This is a genomic window from Streptomyces sp. NPDC007162, assembly GCF_040634175.1.
Taxonomy (GTDB): Bacteria; Actinomycetota; Actinomycetes; order Streptomycetales; family Streptomycetaceae; genus Streptomyces.
Genome location: NZ_JBEYFC010000207.1, coordinates 1 through 14,278 on the forward strand (window position 1 = coordinate 1; position 14,278 = coordinate 14,278).

General features: G+C 72.4%; 16 protein-coding genes and 1 pseudogene. 6 read left to right on the forward strand and 11 right to left on the reverse strand.

Features of this window, described 5'->3' with window-relative positions:
• A pseudogene (locus tag ABZ646_RS23770) lies at window positions 1-223 on the reverse strand (hypothetical protein); the annotation flags it as partial.
• 182 nt (window positions 224-405) lie between these two features.
• Between ABZ646_RS23770 and ABZ646_RS23775 the strand changes: the two are divergent.
• Window positions 406-1,497: a glutamate--cysteine ligase gene (locus tag ABZ646_RS23775; RefSeq protein WP_360522300.1), complete on the forward strand. Its 1,092-nt coding sequence runs from the start codon at window positions 406-408 to the stop codon at window positions 1,495-1,497.
• Between the two features lie 29 nt (window positions 1,498-1,526).
• A complete protein-coding gene (locus ABZ646_RS23780) occupies window positions 1,527-1,694 on the forward strand; it encodes a hypothetical protein (protein ID WP_360522303.1) in 168 nt (55 codons plus the stop codon).
• An 18-nt stretch (window positions 1,695-1,712) separates the two neighbouring features.
• Here the strand turns inward: ABZ646_RS23780 and ABZ646_RS23785 are convergent, their stop codons facing one another.
• From ABZ646_RS23785 to ABZ646_RS23805, 5 genes are all read right to left on the reverse strand, one after another.
• Entirely contained in the window at window positions 1,713-3,497 is a 1,785-nt protein-coding gene (locus ABZ646_RS23785; protein WP_360522306.1) for a glycoside hydrolase family 15 protein, read from the reverse strand.
• Between the two features lie 362 nt (window positions 3,498-3,859).
• Entirely contained in the window at window positions 3,860-4,030 is a 171-nt protein-coding gene (locus ABZ646_RS23790; RefSeq protein ID WP_360522309.1) for a hypothetical protein, read from the reverse strand.
• 105 nt (window positions 4,031-4,135) lie between these two features.
• Entirely contained in the window at window positions 4,136-4,441 is a 306-nt protein-coding gene (locus tag ABZ646_RS23795; protein ID WP_360522312.1) for a DUF5133 domain-containing protein, read from the reverse strand.
• A 62-nt stretch (window positions 4,442-4,503) separates the two neighbouring features.
• A complete protein-coding gene (locus ABZ646_RS23800; RefSeq protein ID WP_360522315.1) occupies window positions 4,504-5,328 on the reverse strand; it encodes a SigB/SigF/SigG family RNA polymerase sigma factor in 825 nt (274 codons plus the stop codon).
• Between the two features lie 226 nt (window positions 5,329-5,554).
• The gene (locus tag ABZ646_RS23805; RefSeq protein ID WP_360522318.1) at window positions 5,555-5,977 is read right to left on the reverse strand and encodes an ATP-binding protein; all 423 of its coding nucleotides are present in this window, start codon (window positions 5,975-5,977) and stop codon (window positions 5,555-5,557) included.
• A gap of 386 nt (window positions 5,978-6,363) precedes the next feature.
• On the opposite strand from ABZ646_RS23805, the gene ABZ646_RS23810 reads away from it, so the two are divergent.
• The gene (locus tag ABZ646_RS23810) at window positions 6,364-6,813 is read left to right on the forward strand and encodes a cyclic nucleotide-binding domain-containing protein (RefSeq protein WP_360522321.1); all 450 of its coding nucleotides are present in this window, start codon (window positions 6,364-6,366) and stop codon (window positions 6,811-6,813) included.
• A 4-nt stretch (window positions 6,814-6,817) separates the two neighbouring features.
• Here ABZ646_RS23810 and ABZ646_RS23815 read toward each other — a convergent pair whose 3' ends face one another.
• Together ABZ646_RS23815 and ABZ646_RS23820 are read right to left on the reverse strand one after the other, a co-directional pair.
• Window positions 6,818-8,122 carry an MFS transporter gene (locus tag ABZ646_RS23815; RefSeq protein ID WP_360522324.1) on the reverse strand — a complete coding sequence of 435 codons (1,305 nt, stop codon included), beginning with the start codon at window positions 8,120-8,122 and terminating at the stop codon, window positions 6,818-6,820.
• A 112-nt stretch (window positions 8,123-8,234) separates the two neighbouring features.
• Window positions 8,235-8,852 (reverse strand): LysE family transporter, encoded by a 618-nt coding sequence (locus ABZ646_RS23820; RefSeq protein WP_360522327.1) that lies wholly within the window; start codon window positions 8,850-8,852, stop codon window positions 8,235-8,237.
• A gap of 85 nt (window positions 8,853-8,937) precedes the next feature.
• Between ABZ646_RS23820 and ABZ646_RS23825 the strand changes: the two genes are divergently transcribed.
• Entirely contained in the window at window positions 8,938-9,822 is an 885-nt protein-coding gene (locus tag ABZ646_RS23825) for a LysR family transcriptional regulator ArgP (RefSeq protein ID WP_360522330.1), read from the forward strand.
• A gap of 13 nt (window positions 9,823-9,835) precedes the next feature.
• Here ABZ646_RS23825 and ABZ646_RS23830 read toward each other — a convergent pair whose 3' ends face one another.
• Window positions 9,836-10,528, reverse strand: coding sequence for a helix-turn-helix domain-containing protein (locus ABZ646_RS23830; protein ID WP_360522333.1), 693 nt, complete (start codon window positions 10,526-10,528; stop codon window positions 9,836-9,838).
• A 121-nt stretch (window positions 10,529-10,649) separates the two neighbouring features.
• On the opposite strand from ABZ646_RS23830, the gene ABZ646_RS23835 reads away from it, so the two are divergent.
• Window positions 10,650-11,864 carry a saccharopine dehydrogenase C-terminal domain-containing protein gene (locus tag ABZ646_RS23835; RefSeq protein ID WP_360522336.1) on the forward strand — a complete coding sequence of 405 codons (1,215 nt, stop codon included), beginning with the start codon at window positions 10,650-10,652 and terminating at the stop codon, window positions 11,862-11,864.
• A gap of 113 nt (window positions 11,865-11,977) precedes the next feature.
• Entirely contained in the window at window positions 11,978-12,232 is a 255-nt protein-coding gene (locus tag ABZ646_RS23840) for a WhiB family transcriptional regulator (protein ID WP_360522339.1), read from the forward strand.
• On the opposite strand, the gene ABZ646_RS23845 is transcribed toward ABZ646_RS23840, so the two are convergent.
• Together ABZ646_RS23845 and ABZ646_RS23850 are read right to left on the reverse strand one after the other, a co-directional pair.
• The gene (locus ABZ646_RS23845) at window positions 12,225-14,084 is read right to left on the reverse strand and encodes a HAMP domain-containing sensor histidine kinase (RefSeq protein ID WP_360522342.1); all 1,860 of its coding nucleotides are present in this window, start codon (window positions 14,082-14,084) and stop codon (window positions 12,225-12,227) included. The genes ABZ646_RS23840 and ABZ646_RS23845 overlap by 8 nt on opposite strands.
• Window positions 14,081-14,278 (reverse strand): helix-turn-helix domain-containing protein (locus ABZ646_RS23850; RefSeq protein ID WP_360522345.1); only part of this gene is annotated, 198 nt, incomplete at its 5' end. The genes ABZ646_RS23845 and ABZ646_RS23850, both read right to left, overlap by 4 nt.

Genomic DNA, 14,278 nt, shown 5'->3' on the forward strand with positions numbered 1-14,278 from the left:
GTGGAGAGGAAGGCGAGGTGTTTGCCGTCGCGGGTGAAGACGGGATCGTAGTCCCGGAACCGCAGCGGGGTGGCCTCGGTGACGGCGAGTATCCCTCGTCGAGGACGTCGTCGTAGGTGCGTTCGTCGACCGCGTCCTGGAGGTCCAGCGGTGCCGCGTCCTCCTGCTCCTCGTTGTCGCCGACGGGCTGGTAGACGTCGTCCGCCATGTTCTCGTCGCTCATCTCGAACCTCCTTCACTCGCCGGTGATCCCTGCGTGCGAAGTACCGAGGAGGGACCGGACCATGCCTCACTTCGACCACGTTTGTTCCGCGGTGCTTGCGGTCACTTGGTCTGCGCAAGCCGCTCCGGTCCTCGCAGGCGGCGGGCACGGCCGGGAGGCCGAGAGACGGAAGGCGCACCGACGTGATCACCCTGGGTGTCGAAGAGGAATACCTGCTGATCGACGCGGTCACCGGTCGGCCCGCGCCGCAAGGGGACAAGGTGCGCTCGGCGGCGGGACTGAAGCCGTTCGTGGCCGCCCAGGAACTCCATCCGGAGCTGTCCCAGGCCCAGGTCGAAGCTGTCACCCCCGTCTGCGGCACGCTCGACGAGGTCGGCGGCCATCTGCTGCGGCTGCGGCACGCCGTCACCGCCGCGGCGGAAGCACTGGGCTGCCGCCTGCTGGCCAGCGGCACACCCCCGTCGCACACCCGATCCGTCCCGGTCACCGACTCCCCCCGCTACCGGGCCATGCAGCGGCAGGCTCCGCAACTGGTGGCCGAACAGCTCGTCAACGGCATGCACATCCACGCCGCCGTGCCCGACCGGCCCACCGGCGTGCAGGTCCTCGACCGGATCCGGCCCTGGCTGCCCGTACTGACCGCGATGTCGGCCAACTCCCCGCTCTGGGAGGGCGAGGACACCGGCTTCGCCACCTGGCGCACCCTGATCTACGACCGGTGGCCGGTCAGCGGCGTCCCCCCGTACTTCGCCGACGACACCGACTACGACCGGCGGGTGCAACGCCTGCTGGACGTCGGTGTCATCGCCGACACCGGCCAGCTCTACTGGCAGGCCAGACTGTCCGAGCACTATCCCACCCTCGAGATCCGCTGCTTCGACGTCCAGCTGGGCACCGACGAGGCCGTCCTGTTCGCCGGAGTGGTACGGGCCCTCGTGCAACGCGCGATGTGGGACGTCGCCGAGGTCGTGCCGCGACCGCAGCCGGATCCGGAACTGCTGGAGGGGGCGATGTGGCAGGCCGCCCGCCACGGACTCTCCGGGGACCTGATCGACCCGGACGGCGGACGGCGACGTGCCGGGGACGTCGTCTGCCACCTGATGCGCCACGTCGGTCCGGCCCTGGAGGACGCGGGAGACGCGCGGGAGGTCAGGGCCCTGGTGCACCGGCTGCTTCAACTGGGCACCGGCGCGGACCGGCAACGGCAGGCACTGGCCCGCGGCGGCGTCGCCGAGGTCACCGACATGATCACTGGTATGAACAGCTCGCCCTGAGCCTGCGTCCCGAGACCGAGGAGACCGGCATGAGCGAATCGACCCCGTCCCAGGCGGAAGGCGAGCGGCCCGAAGAGGAGCCGCCCACCGATCCGCAGGAGAACCCGCACGGCGGCGACGTGCCCCGCACCACCCCCTCGCAGGCCGAGGGCGAGGACACCGAGGACACCGAGGACGACGGGACCGCGCACACGTAGGGCGCCGTCCCCCCCGTCTCAGAGCGGGAGCGTGGAGGCGTCGTTCAGGCGGACCGCGCACTCCAGCAGGAGGGCGTGGACGAACGCCTGGGGAAGGTTGCCGCGCAGCTGACGCTGGCGGACGTCGTACTCCTCCGCGAACAGCCCGGCCGGACCGCAGGCCGCCCGGGTCCTCTCGAACCAGCGCAGCGCGCGGGCGCGGTCACCCAGGTGGTCGGTGGCCAGGGCCATGGTGAACCCGCAGAGCAGGAACGCCCCTTCCGCCTCGCCCAGCGGGATGTCCTCATGGACGAAGCGGTAGAGGTGACCGTCCTCACCCAGTCGCTCCTCGATGAACCGCCGGGTGATCGCGTTGCTGGGATCGTCGGCGGGCGGACAGCCCCGGGCCAGGGGCGTGAGAAGGGCGGCTTCCGGGCCGTCGTCGTCCTCGGCCCTGCGCCATCTGCCGTCGGGCCGCAGGCAACGGCGCCGGGTCTCGGCGAGGACCACCTCGGCGGTCTCGCTACAGCGCCGCGCCGTCGGACCGCCCGGCAGCGCCTCGGCCACGCGGCGGAGCCCGCACACGACACTGAGCCGGGACTGCGTCCACCAGCGGTCGTCCAGCTCCCACAGCCCGGCGTCCGGCAGCATCCAGTTGCGTTCCACGGCGTCGACCGCCACGGTCACGGCCCGCTCGGCGTCCGGGGTGAGCCGGTCGTGGTGAGCGGCCGCCGCGAACAGCTGGAGGGCTTCCCCGAACGCGTCGAGCTGGAACTGCTTGGCCGCCTTGTTGCCGATCCGGTCGGTGCCGCCCGGATAGCCGGGCAGCACGAGGCGCCGTTCCTGCGGAACCGGTCCGCCGTCGACGGTGTACGCCGGGTGCAGGTCCTGGCCGTCGGCGAGGACGCGTTCCGCGGTGAAGCGTACGGCGGTGTCGAGCAGCTCGTGCGGACCGTGGGCGGCGACGGCCAGACCCGCATAGCACTGGTCGCGCACCCAGGCGAACCGGTAGTCGTAGTTGCGTCCGGCGTTGGCGCGTTCGGGCAGCGACGTGGTGGCCGCGGCGACCATGCCGCCGGCGGAACTGGTCAGCCCGTGCAGCACCGCGTAGGCGTGCCGGGCGTCCCGGGGAGCGGCCAGGGCGGAGCAGTCCGGTACGGCCCGCCGCCAGGCCTCCTCGGTGGCCGCCCACAACGAGTGGGGGTCCGGCGCGGGCCCCGGCTCCGCGGTGGACAGCTCAAGGACGAGGTCGTGCTGTTCCCCTTCGCACAGCCGGAAACCGCCCTGCAACGTGGGCCCGGGAATCCACCGCGCCCGCGCCGCGCCCGTGAGCCGCATCCGCAGACCACCCGACCCGGCGGTCCACAGCCCCTCCTCCAGCCGGGGGGCCGACAGGCGGTCCGCGCCGAATCCGGGCCGAGGGGCGAGGGTGACCCGCAGCCGGGCCTCACCCTTCTCCACCCGCATGCGCCGCAGCAGCACCAGACGGTCGGCGGACGCAGGCATGGCCAGAGCGTCCCGGCACTCGATCACCGAGTCGGTGGTCACCCAGCGGTTCACCCAGATCAGGGTGGAGTCCTCGTAGTAGCCGCCCCACACGTGCCGGCCGTCCTCCGGCTCGACACCGAAAAAGCCACCGCCGCCCACGAGGGAGGAGAACACCGCGTCACTGTGCCACCGGGGGGCGCACAGCCACACGATCCGGCCCTCCGGATCCACCACGGCCGCGCGTTCCCCGTCGGCGAGGATCGCGTACCCGCGCAGCACCCAGGGCGGGCAGACGTCGTTCCCCGCAGTTTTCCGATGTTCCGCAGTGTTGTCCATGACACCACGGGTTTCCCGGCAGCCGCACCGGAACACCGTCCGTCCGGCGATCCGGGGGCGGGTGCAGGGTCAGGTGTGTGGCAAAGGGCGTGCGAGGTACCTGTGAGGGCATGCAGGGAGGCGAGATCCAGCTCCAGTTGCTTCCGTTGTCCGTCACCGACGCCTCGCTCATCGCCACCCTCCTCGTCAACGCCTCCCGCGGTGCCCGGCGGGCCGGCAGGGGGCCGGCCGAGCAGGCCCGCCAGGCGCACCAGGCGCTCCTCGACCTCGTCGGCGGCAGCGCCCACCTGGTCAACGCCGGCCATCCCCGGCCCCTGCGCCTGCGACGTCGATCTGCCCTTCGGAGTGTCCGGGCAGGGCGCCTACCAGGTCCAGAGCGTCGGCCTGCGGAGAAGATCGACCTGCCGGGCCTGCTGCACGGCACGGCCGACGACCACCCGCGCGAGGTCGTGCGGGCCCTCACGGCCGCCGTGACCGACATCTGTGCCGGCCGCCTTTCCGACGACGCCACCGTTCTGCGCCTGGACGGGCACGGTCCGTACACCGCCTGCCGCCGGTCGGCGCCGACGCCTGAGCGCGGCCGGTCCCGGCCCGTCGCGTCGGGCCGGGACCAGGACGAGGGTGTCGCCGGGCGTCCGTCAGCCCTGGGGCAGCACGCTGCGGGCCGGTGTGCGGGCCACCGGGCGGCCGAGAATGGTCCGTGCCGGGCCCGCGGCGGGCCCGGCACCCGTGCCGTCGGCGCTGTCCAGGGTGCGGTCGAGGTACTCGTGTGCCACGCGCAGGGCGTCCGTGACCTGCCGTGTCCCGGTGGACACGCAGAGGGTGTAGGCCAGGTCCTGCAGGCGGGTGCCCACCGAGGCGTCGTCGACGAGTGTCTCGGTCACGAGGAGTGCTTCGTACTCCTTGACGAGTCTGCGCAGGGTCGCGGGGTGGGGCATGAGCATGGGACGGTCTCCTCGGATCGGAACGGGTACGGCGGTACGACGGACGGCCTGCGGCGGACGCGTCACCCGCGCATCGCTTCGGCGCGGACGCGGGCGCAGCTGCGGCTGATGAGGCGGGAGACGTGCATCTGGGAGATGCCGAGCTGGTCGGCGATGCGGCTTTGGGTCATGTCCTCGAAGAAGCGCATGTAGAGGATGGCGCGTTCGCGTTCGGGCAGGCGGCGCAGTCCTTCCTTGGCGGCTTCGCGGTCGATGACGGTGTCGTAGGAGCCGTCGGTGTCGCCGAGGGTGTCGGCGAGGCTGTAGCCGTCCTCGGTGCTGGACAGTTCGGCGTCCAGGGACAGGGTGCTGAAGCTTTCGAGGGCTTCCAGGCCGGCGGTGACCTCGTCCTCGGTCAGTCCGGTGTGGGAGGCGAGGTCGGCGATGCTGGGTTCGGGGGAGCCGGGGTTCTCGGTCAGGACGCGGCGGGCGACGCGGACGCGGTTGCGCAGTTCCTGGACGCGGCGGGGGACGCGCAGGGCCCACATGCGGTCGCGGAAGTGGCGTTTGACCTCGCCGGTGATGGTGGGCACGGCGTAGGACTCGAAGGCGCCGCGGGAGGGGTCGTAGCGGTCGACGGCCTTGACGAGGCCGAGGGCGGCGACCTGGCGGAGGTCTTCGACCGCTTCGCCGCGGTCGCGGAAGCGGCCGGCGATGCGGTGGGCCATGGGCAGCCAGGCCGCGACCAGTTCGTCGCGCAGCGCGTCCCGTTCGGGGCCCTCGTCGAGGGCGGCGAGGCGGGTGAACAGGGCCGCTGTGTCGGGGGCGTCGTCATGGGTGCGACGCGACGTCCCCCCAGCGGTGTGGCCGGGCGTGGCGGGACGGCTGGTCGACAAGTCGGTGAGCATACGGAATCGCTCCTGAACTGTGGGTTTCAGGGCGTCGCCGGAACGTGGTTCCGAGAATCGACCCGAACTGTGGTGTCAGGGTCGCCGCGGGAGCACCGTCCGGACCGTGTACGGGCCCGGGGGCTGTGGAGCCACTGCTCCCTCCGGCGCGCGCCTCCGGTCCGAAGCACGACACTCCGCCTGCCCCCTCGCACCCGGCGCAAACACAACCGGGGAAAAACGTGGTTCACGCGAGCGGTACGACCGCGGAGATCCGCTTTCCCCCGGAGGGCAGTCCGGCGACCTCGACGTCCCGGGCCAGCCGGCACACGATGGGCCAGCCACGGCCCCCGACCCGCCAGCGGTGCCGCTCGTCCACGGCCCGCTCGACCACCGGCACCTCGTCGCTGCCGTCGCTGACGGACACCCGCACCGCGCCCGCTTCGACGTCGACGTCGAAGCCGGTGATGCCGCCGCCGTGCAGGATCGCGTTGGTGGCCAGTTCCGAGGTGACGAGCAACGCGTCCTCGAGGCCGGTGGCGCCGTAGCTCGTGGCTTGCCTCGCGACCTCGCCCCGGACGGCTCTGCGGGCGTCGGCGGGCTGGATCGGCGGTGGCCGGTGTGTCTCGGGCGGTGCCACTGCTGAGTCGGTCCGGTGCTGTTCGCGCATCCTTTCGCTCCCTGAGTGGTGGACCGGTGGGTCTGCGGGTGTCCCGTCGTTACGGGCCTCTCTCTTTCGGCTCACCGGTCGCGGCACCGCCAAACCCGTTGACGGCCTCCAGGGGCTCCCCAAAGTGAAACGGGTCACGTAGCCTGTTCCTGGTTGCGCGAAACCGCTCCGGATGGTTTACCGTTCACCCATAAGTGGTCGAGGAGTTGACATCGGGTCCTCCCCGCACCACCTCTGACGGCCCTGGCTGGCCTCCCCCGTCCAGCCAGGGCTTTTTCATGCCCGGACGGCGATTCTCACCGTCTTCGAGGTGCCCGGCGCGGCGGCAGCGGCTGAAATGGGCGTAGGGAATGCCCCCGTACCCTCGCCGGCGAGGAGCCCCGCCCATGACCAAAGCCATCAAACTGCTGACCGCCCTCCCCCAGGCACAACGCGAGCGCCTCATGGAACTGGCGCACGAGGTCTCCTTCCCCGAGGACTTCCGGATCTTCGAGGCCGGCGGCACCGCGGACCGCTTCTGGGTGATCCGTTCGGGAGCGGTCAACCTGGACCAGGAGGTGACGTCCCACCGGCGGGTCACCGTCGCCAGTCTGGGCGCCGGCGACCTGCTCGGCTGGTCATGGCTGTTCCCGCCGTACACCTGGGACTTCGGGGCGGTGGCGTTCAGCCGGGTGCGGGCCTACGAGTACGACGCGGCGGCCGTGCTCGCCCTGTGCGTGGAGGACCCGCTGCTGGGCCTCTCGCTGGTGCGGACCGTCGCCGAGATCCTCGCCGGGCGACTGGAGATCACCCGGGGCAAGCTCCTCGACGCGTACGTCGGGCGCCGCCCCGTGTAGCCGGTCAGACGCGGTAGCGGCGCAGGGCGGGGACGGCCGTGGCCAGGGTCAGCATCGCGACCACCACCAGCAGTCCGCCGCCCGCGACGGCGGCACGGGGCCCGAAGACCGAGCCCGCGGTGCCGTGCAGCACGTCGGCCAGCCGGGGACCGCCCGCGACCACCACCGTGAACACGCCCTGCATCCGGCCGCGCATCTCGTCGGTCGCGGCGGAGAGCAGGATCGCGCCCCGGAAGACCATCGAGACCATGTCGGCGACCCCGGCCGCGGCCAGGAAGGCGGCGCCCACCCACAGGTTCGCGCTCAGCCCGAACCCGGCGATGGCGGCGCCCCAGCCGACGACCGCCCCGATCACCATGGGACCGTGTCGGCGCGCCCGCGAGAACGTACCCGAGAAGAGCCCGCCGAGGACCGCGCCGATGGGGATCGCCGCGAACAGCAGGCCGAGTGCGAGCCCCTCGCCGTACGAGCCGTAGGTCTGGGCCGCCAGTTGCGGGAACAGCGCCCGGGGCATGCCGAAGACCATCGCGATGATGTCCGCCAGGAACGACAGCAGCAGCACCTTGTGCAGGGAGATGTAGCGGAACCCCTCCGCGATCTCGCGCACCCCGGCCCGCCGCGCCGCGCCGCCCGCCAGGGGCGGCAGCGCGGGCAGCCGGTAGACCGCCCACACCGTGACGCACAGCGCCAGCGCGTCGATCAGGTACAGCTCCGGCAGCCCGATGACGGGGATGAGGGCACCGGCCAGCAGCGGGCCCACCACCTGTCCGGTCTGCATGACCGTGGACCCCAGGGCGTTCGCGGCGGGCAGCTGGGCCTCGGGCACCAGCCGGGCTATGGAGGCGGTACGGGCGGGCGCGTTCAGGCCCCAGAACGCCTGCTGCACGGCGAGCAGCACCATCAGTGCGGCCACCGACTCCGTTCCGGTGGCGGCCTGGAGCCAGAACAGCAGCGAGGTGACGCCGATCCCGGTGTTGGTGATCAGCAGCAGCTTGCGGCGGTCCATGCTGTCGGCCACCGCGCCGCCCCACAGCGCGAACACGATCAGCGGCAGCAGCCCGGCGAGGCTCGCGGCGCCCACCCAGGCCGAGGAGCCGGTGAGGTCGAAGATCTGCTTGGGCACGGCCACCGCGGTGAGCTGGCTGCCGACCGAGGTGACGATGGTCGAGGACCACAGCCTGCGGTAGGCGGGGATGCGCAGGGGGCGGGTGTCCATCGCCCAGCGGCGCCAGCCGCGCCGGGGCGGGGACGCCGTGGTCCCGTCAGAGGGCTCTGTGCCGGGTCGGGTGCTGCTCTCGCTGGTGTCCACGGACGTCCTGGTCTTCTTGAATGCTCGCTACATCTTTCGATTCGGCATTCACTATCCCAGCAACTCCCGCGGTCGCCGAACCGGTTGTCTCAGGATGCGGCTGCCGGACGGCTCAGGACCCGGCCAGCAGCATCAGGCCGAGACCGAGCATGGTCAGCGCCACCAGACCGTCCAGCACCCGCCAGGCGGCCGGTCCGGCGAGCCACCGGCCGAGCAGCCGCGCCCCGAAGCCGAGGGCGGTGAACCAGCAGAGGCTGGCCAGGGCGGCGCCGAGTCCGAAGGTCCAGCGCAGGTCGCCGCGGTGGGCGGCGAGGGAGCCGAGCAGGAACACGGTGTCCAGGTAGACGTGCGGGTTCAGCCAGGTCATGGCGAGGCAGGTGAGCACCGCCCGCCGCCGGGACCCGGCCGCCTCGCCCTCGGTCCGCAGTCCGCCGGTGCCGGGCCGCAGCACCCGGCGGGCGGCCGACGCGCCGTAGCAGAGCAGGAAGGCACCGCCGACCAGGCCGACCGCCCGCACCGCGCCCGGCCACGCCACCACGATCGCGCCCACCCCGCCGACGCCGAGGGAGATGAGCAGGGCGTCGGAAAGGGCGCAGATGCCGACGACGGCGAGGACCGCGTCCCGGCGGACGCCCTGGCGCAGGACGAAGGCGTTCTGGGCGCCGATCGCGACGATCAGCGAGAGGCCGCTGCCGAAACCCGCGGCAGCGGCGGCGAGAGAACTGGACATGCCCTCGACGCTACGGAAGTGATCGGCTTACGTACAGCTAAGGATTTTTACGTACCCTAAGCAGAACTGATGACGGGAGTGAACGGTGGAACTTCCCCTCGACCAGGTGCGGACGCTGCTGGCGGTGGTCGACGAGGGCACGTTCGACGCGGCGGCCGCGGCCCTGCATGTGACGCCGTCGGCGGTCAGCCAGCGGGTGAAGGCGCTGGAGCAGCGCACCGGCCGGGTACTGCTCCAGCGCACCAAGCCGGTGCGGCCGACGGAGTCGGGCGAGGTGCTGGTCCGGTTCGCCCGGCAGCTGGGCAGGCTGGAACGGGACGCGCGCGGCGAACTGGGCATGAGCGGCGCCGGGGAGCCGACCCGGGTGTCGGTCGCGGTCAACGCGGACTCGCTGGCTACCTGGTTCCTGGGGGCGCTGACCGCGCTGCCGGGGATCTTCGTGGAACTGCGGCGGGAGGACGAGGACCACACGGCCGCGCTGCTGCGGGAGGGGCTGGTGATGGCGGCGGTCACCTCGGCGCCGGATCCGGTGCCCGGGTGCTCGGTGCGGGCGCTGGGGCGGATGCGGTACCTGCCGGTGGCGGCGCCGCGGTTCGCGGCGGCGCATGTGCGCGGTGGGCTGGCGGACGCGCTCGCCGAGGCGCCGGTGCTGGTGTTCGACCGGAGGGACGACTTCCAGGACGGGTTCCTGCGGCGGCTGGGGCGGAGTGGGGCGAGCGCGCTACGGCATTACGTACCCACCTCGGAGGGGTTCGTGGACGCGGTGACGGCCGGGCTCGGGTGGGGGATGGTGCCGGAGGCGCAGGCGGAGCCGCGGTTGCGGGAGGGGAGGCTGGTGCGGCTCGGGGGGCCGGGGTTGTGGGTGGACGTGCCCTTGTACTGGCAGCAGTGGAAGCTGGATTCGCCGGCGTTGGGGGCGGTCGCGGAGGCAGTGGCGCGTACGGCGGAGGGTGCGCTGCGCCGGCCGTAGCTCCGGCCGGGGATCACAAGGACCGTTCTGCGCTGTCCAGGAGCATGTCCAGGGCCGTCGGGTAGGCGCTGGTCACCATGCGTTTCGCCAGCAACGGGGCCGCTTCCGCGATGCGGGGGTGGCTCGTGCGGGGCAGGCGGGCGTACGTCGAGTTCCACTTGGCCTCGTCCGCTCGCTGGGAGTCCTTCGGCAGGGCCAGGGAGGCCGCGTCCAGCGCCGCGAAGGCCAGGGTCTGGTCGATGAAGGCGTGGTAGACGCGGACGGTCTCGGCCAGGGGGAAGCCCGCCCTGCGCAGGACGTCCAGGATCGCCTCGTCGGCCGCCAGTTCCTGGGCCCGCCCCGTCACCCGGTTCGCCGTCAGCAGGGCCGCCTGTGGGTGGGACACGTACTGCGCGTGGATGCGCAGCCCGATCGTACGCAGGTCCGTGCGCCACTCCCCCGTCGGCGTCCAGCCGGCCAGCGCCCGGCCGATGAGGGCGTCGCCGATCGCGAGGGTCAGGTCGTCCATGCCCCGGAAGTAGCGGTACAGGGTGCTGGGGTCGCAGTCGAGGGCGAGGCCCAGCCGGCGGGCGGTGAGGCCCGCGCTGCCGTGTTCACGCAGCAGCCGCAGGGCGGTGTCGACGATCAGCCGCTCGGACAGCACGGTACCGCCGCGCGTCGGACGGCGACGGCGCCTCCTGTTCTCCGGTACGACCTGTTTGGGCATGACGCGCTCCTCTGCCGTCCTTATGCCAACGCCATTGACCTTATGCGAAGGACCGGCGTTTGATTCCGGCCAAGGCGCCCCGTACTCGACCTCGCACTCTGTTCGAGAAGGAGACTTCGCCATGCGTGTACTGCTCGTGGGAGCCGGTGGTGTGGGCACCGCCGTCACCCGGATCGCGGCCCGCCGTCCGTTCTTCGACGTGATGGTGGTCGCCGACCACGACCCGGCCCGGGCCGAGGCGGCCGTGGCGGCCGTCGGCGACGGCAGGTTCCGGGCCGAGCGCGTCGACGCCGGGGACGAGTCGGCCGTGGCCGCGCTGCTGGCCCGGCACGGCTGCGACGTGCTGCTCAACGCCACCGACCCGCGCTTCGTCATGCCCCTGTTCCGGGCCGCCCGTACGGCCGGCGCGGGCTATCTCGACATGGCGATGTCGCTGTCCAGGCCGCACCCCGAGCGCCCGTACGAGGAGTGCGGGGTGAAGCTCGGCGACGAGCAGTTCGCGCTGGCTGCGCAGTGGGCCGAGGCTGGTGCGCTGGCACTGGTCGGGATGGGTGTGGAGCCGGGCCTGTCGGACGTGTTCGCACGGTACGCGGCCGACGAGCTCTTCGACGAGATCGAGGAGATCGGCATCCGCGACGGCGCGAACCTCACGGTGGACGGCTACGACTTCGCGCCCTCCTTCAACATCTGGACCACCATCGAGGAGTGCCTCAACCCGCCCGTCGTCTACGAGAAGGGACGTGGCTGGTTCACGACCGCGCCCTTCAGCGAGCCGGAGGTGTTCGAGTTCCCGGACGGGATCGGCCCGGTCGAGTGCGTCAACGTCGAGCACGAGGAGGTGCTGCTGGTGCCGCGCTGGGTGGACGCCCGGCGGGTCACCTTCAAGTACGGGCTGGGCGGCGAGTTCATCGAGACGCTGAGGACGCTGCACCTGCTCGGCCTGGACAGCACCGTCCCGGTGACCGTGCCCGGCGCCGACGGGCCGGTGGCGGTCTCGCCCCGGGACGTGGTCGCCGCCTCGCTGCCCGACCCGGCGACGCTGGGCGAGCGCATGCACGGCAAGACCTGTGCGGGCACCTGGGTGCGCGGCACGAAGGACGGGCGAGCGCGTGAGGTGTATCTCTACCACGTTGTCGACAACCAGTGGTCCATGGCGGAGTACGGTTGTCAGGCCGTGGTGTGGCAGACGGCCCTCAACCCGGTCGTCGCCCTCGAACTCCTGGCCACCGGCGCGTGGTCGGGCTCGGGCGTCCTCGGTCCGGAGGCGTTCCCGGCCCGCCCGTTCCTCGACCTGCTGACCGAGTACGGCTCGCCCTGGGGTCTGCGGGAGCAGTGAAGTCCGCGAATTGCAGGCGACTTACCCGTTTCAGCGGTGCCCGCTCCGGTGACCCGAAGCTGAGCAACCCGCACAGGAAACGGCAGAGTCGACTTGGATCGCAGGTGACATCGATGGACAACTGGCGAGACCACGCCGAGTGCCGCGACGAGGATCCCGACCTCTTCTTCCCGATCGGCACCACCGGCCCCTCACTGCACCAGACGCGGCGGGCGAAAGCGGTCTGCGAGCGCTGCCCTGTCCAGGAGCAGTGCCTGGACTGGGCGATGGACACGGGGCAGGCCGTCGGCATCTGGGGCGGCACCACCGAGGCGGAGCGCCGGCTGCTGACCCGGCGCAGGAAGGCGGCCGCGCGCCGGTTCAGCTGACGTCGGCCGGGGCCGCGGCGCCCGGCAGCCGCAGGGTGAACCGGGCGCCCTTGCCCGGCTCGCTCTGCGCCTCGGCCGTGCCGTCGTGGGCGGCCACCAGGTGCCGCACGATCGGCAGGCCGAGGCCGCTGCCCCCGGTGCGGCGGCTGCGGGACTTCTCCGCGCGCCAGAACCGCTCGAAGACGTGCGGGAGGTCCTCCGCCGCGATGCCCGGCCCGGTGTCGGTCACGGTGAGGACGATGCCGTCGCCGTCGTGACGGGCCGTCAGGGTGACGCTCCCCTCGGCGGGGGTGTGCCGGATCGCGTTGGAGACCAGGTTGCCGAGCGCCTGCCGCATCCGTACCGGGTCGGCGTCGAGCCAGGCGGTGCCGTCGGAGTCGGTCAGCAGGATGACTCCGGCCGCGTCGGCGGCCACCCGGTGGGCGGCGGCCACCTGGTCGACCAGGTCGGCGGCGCGGACCGGTTCGCGGTGCACGCGCAGGGTGCCGGCGTCGGCGGCCGCCAGGTCCTGGAGGTCGTCGATGATCCGTTGCAGGACCAGGGCCTCCTCGTGCAGGGAGCCGAGGAGCGCCGGATCGGGGGCGACCACACCGTCCTTGGTGACCTCCAGCCAGCCGCGGATGTTGGTGAGCGGGCTGCGCAGCTCGTGGGCGATGTCGCTGACCATCGCCTTGCGCTGCTCCTCGAGGCGTTCCCGGCGCTCGGTCAGGTCGTTGAACGCCTCGGCGAGCAGTCCGGTCTCGTCCCGGGTGCGCACCGGTACCCTGGCGTGCAGCTCGGGCGGCTGCTGTGCGGCGAGGGTGAGCGCGCGCAGCGGTCGTACCAGACGGGTGGCGACGACGGCGGTGACGGCGACCGTGACCGCGAGGACCAGTCCGGCCGCGCCGACGATCCGGGTCTTGTTGGCCCGGGACATGTCGAAGCGGGGCCCGGTCTGGTCGCCGATGCCGAGGAACAGTTCGGCGGCGGGGGCGACATAGGGTTCGAGCTGGGTGCGGCGGGCGTTGGTGACGCAGTTCCTCGCGGTCTGGTCCGACTGCCGCTCGGTGCCCTTCCCGGTGACGAGGAACCCGCCCGTGACCGGGTTGCGTCCCGTCGTGTCGTAGGTGAGGGAGAGCGGGCCGCCGAGGTCCAGGTCCCTGGCCCGCAGGCAGGGACGGGCCAGGTCCGTGAGGGCGCCCAGGGCCTTGGCCTCGGTGGCGGTCGGGACGTCCAGCACGTCGGTCGTCTGCGCGGTCGACTCGCCGTAGAGACGGCCGCACCCGAACTTGAATTCCAGGGGAGCGTCCCTGGCGTCGTCCACGACGACGTACGGCCGTCCGCTCGGGACGTGCTGGACGCTGGTCGCCACGCCCACCCGGTCGAAGCACGTCTGCTCCTTCTTCGCGACCGCCTCCAGCTTCTCGCGCTCCGGGGCGGTGAGCCGGAACGGTCCCACCGCGCGCGGGTCGATGCCGCTGAGCTGGGCGCCGAACTCCGTGTAGGTGTCGGTGTGCAGGGGGTCCACGGCGGCGGCCGGGCGGGGCGGGAGCGGGGTGCCGCCGGGCGCCGAGTCGGCGATCAGGGTGCGGTCGGAGGTGGTCAGGGCGATCCTGCGGCCGGTCCTCGCGGCCAGCGTCCGCACGGTGTGCCCGACCCCGGTCCAGTCCGGGTGGTCCGCGGCGTAGCCGCTGAGCTGGGCGAGGATCCGGTTGTCGGCGGCGAGGTCCTGGCCCTGTTCCTCCTCCAGTGCGCTGGTGGTGGTCGTCACGGCGAGCCAGGCGGTGGCGGCCACCGAACAGACGGCGATCAGGACCGAGGTGAACAGCAGCCGCACCAGCAGCCGTTTGCGCCACGGTATCCGGGGGGTCACGGCCTGCCGCCGCTCAGTTTGTAGCCGACGCCGAACACGGTCACCAGGCGTACCGGCCGGCGCGGATCGGACTCGATCTTCCGGCGCAGGTTCATCACATGGACGTCGACGGCACGTTCGGTGGAGGAGCGGTCGAAGCCCCGGGTGCACTGCAGCCCGGCCTTGTTGGTGAACCCGGCGACCTGACGCTTGAC

Excerpts from the sequence above, each read along its gene's own strand:
- ABZ646_RS23795 (WP_360522312.1), bottom strand. The coding sequence starts at position 4,441 with ATGCTCATGCCCCACCCCGCGACCCTGCGCAGACTCGTCAAGGAGTAC.
- ABZ646_RS23835 (WP_360522336.1), top strand. The coding sequence starts at position 10,650 with ATGCGTGTACTGCTCGTGGGAGCCGGTGGTGTGGGCACCGCCGTCACC.
- ABZ646_RS23785 (WP_360522306.1), bottom strand. The coding sequence starts at position 3,497 with ATGGACAACACTGCGGAACATCGGAAAACTGCGGGGAACGACGTCTGC.
- ABZ646_RS23840 (WP_360522339.1), top strand. The coding sequence starts at position 11,978 with ATGGACAACTGGCGAGACCACGCCGAGTGCCGCGACGAGGATCCCGAC.
- ABZ646_RS23820 (WP_360522327.1), bottom strand. The coding sequence starts at position 8,852 with ATGTCCAGTTCTCTCGCCGCCGCTGCCGCGGGTTTCGGCAGCGGCCTC.
- ABZ646_RS23805 (WP_360522318.1), bottom strand. The coding sequence starts at position 5,977 with ATGCGCGAACAGCACCGGACCGACTCAGCAGTGGCACCGCCCGAGACA.
- ABZ646_RS23800 (WP_360522315.1), bottom strand. The coding sequence starts at position 5,328 with ATGCTCACCGACTTGTCGACCAGCCGTCCCGCCACGCCCGGCCACACC.
- ABZ646_RS23830 (WP_360522333.1), bottom strand. The coding sequence starts at position 10,528 with ATGCCCAAACAGGTCGTACCGGAGAACAGGAGGCGCCGTCGCCGTCCG.
- ABZ646_RS23810 (WP_360522321.1), top strand. The coding sequence starts at position 6,364 with ATGACCAAAGCCATCAAACTGCTGACCGCCCTCCCCCAGGCACAACGC.
- ABZ646_RS23780 (WP_360522303.1), top strand. The coding sequence starts at position 1,527 with ATGAGCGAATCGACCCCGTCCCAGGCGGAAGGCGAGCGGCCCGAAGAG.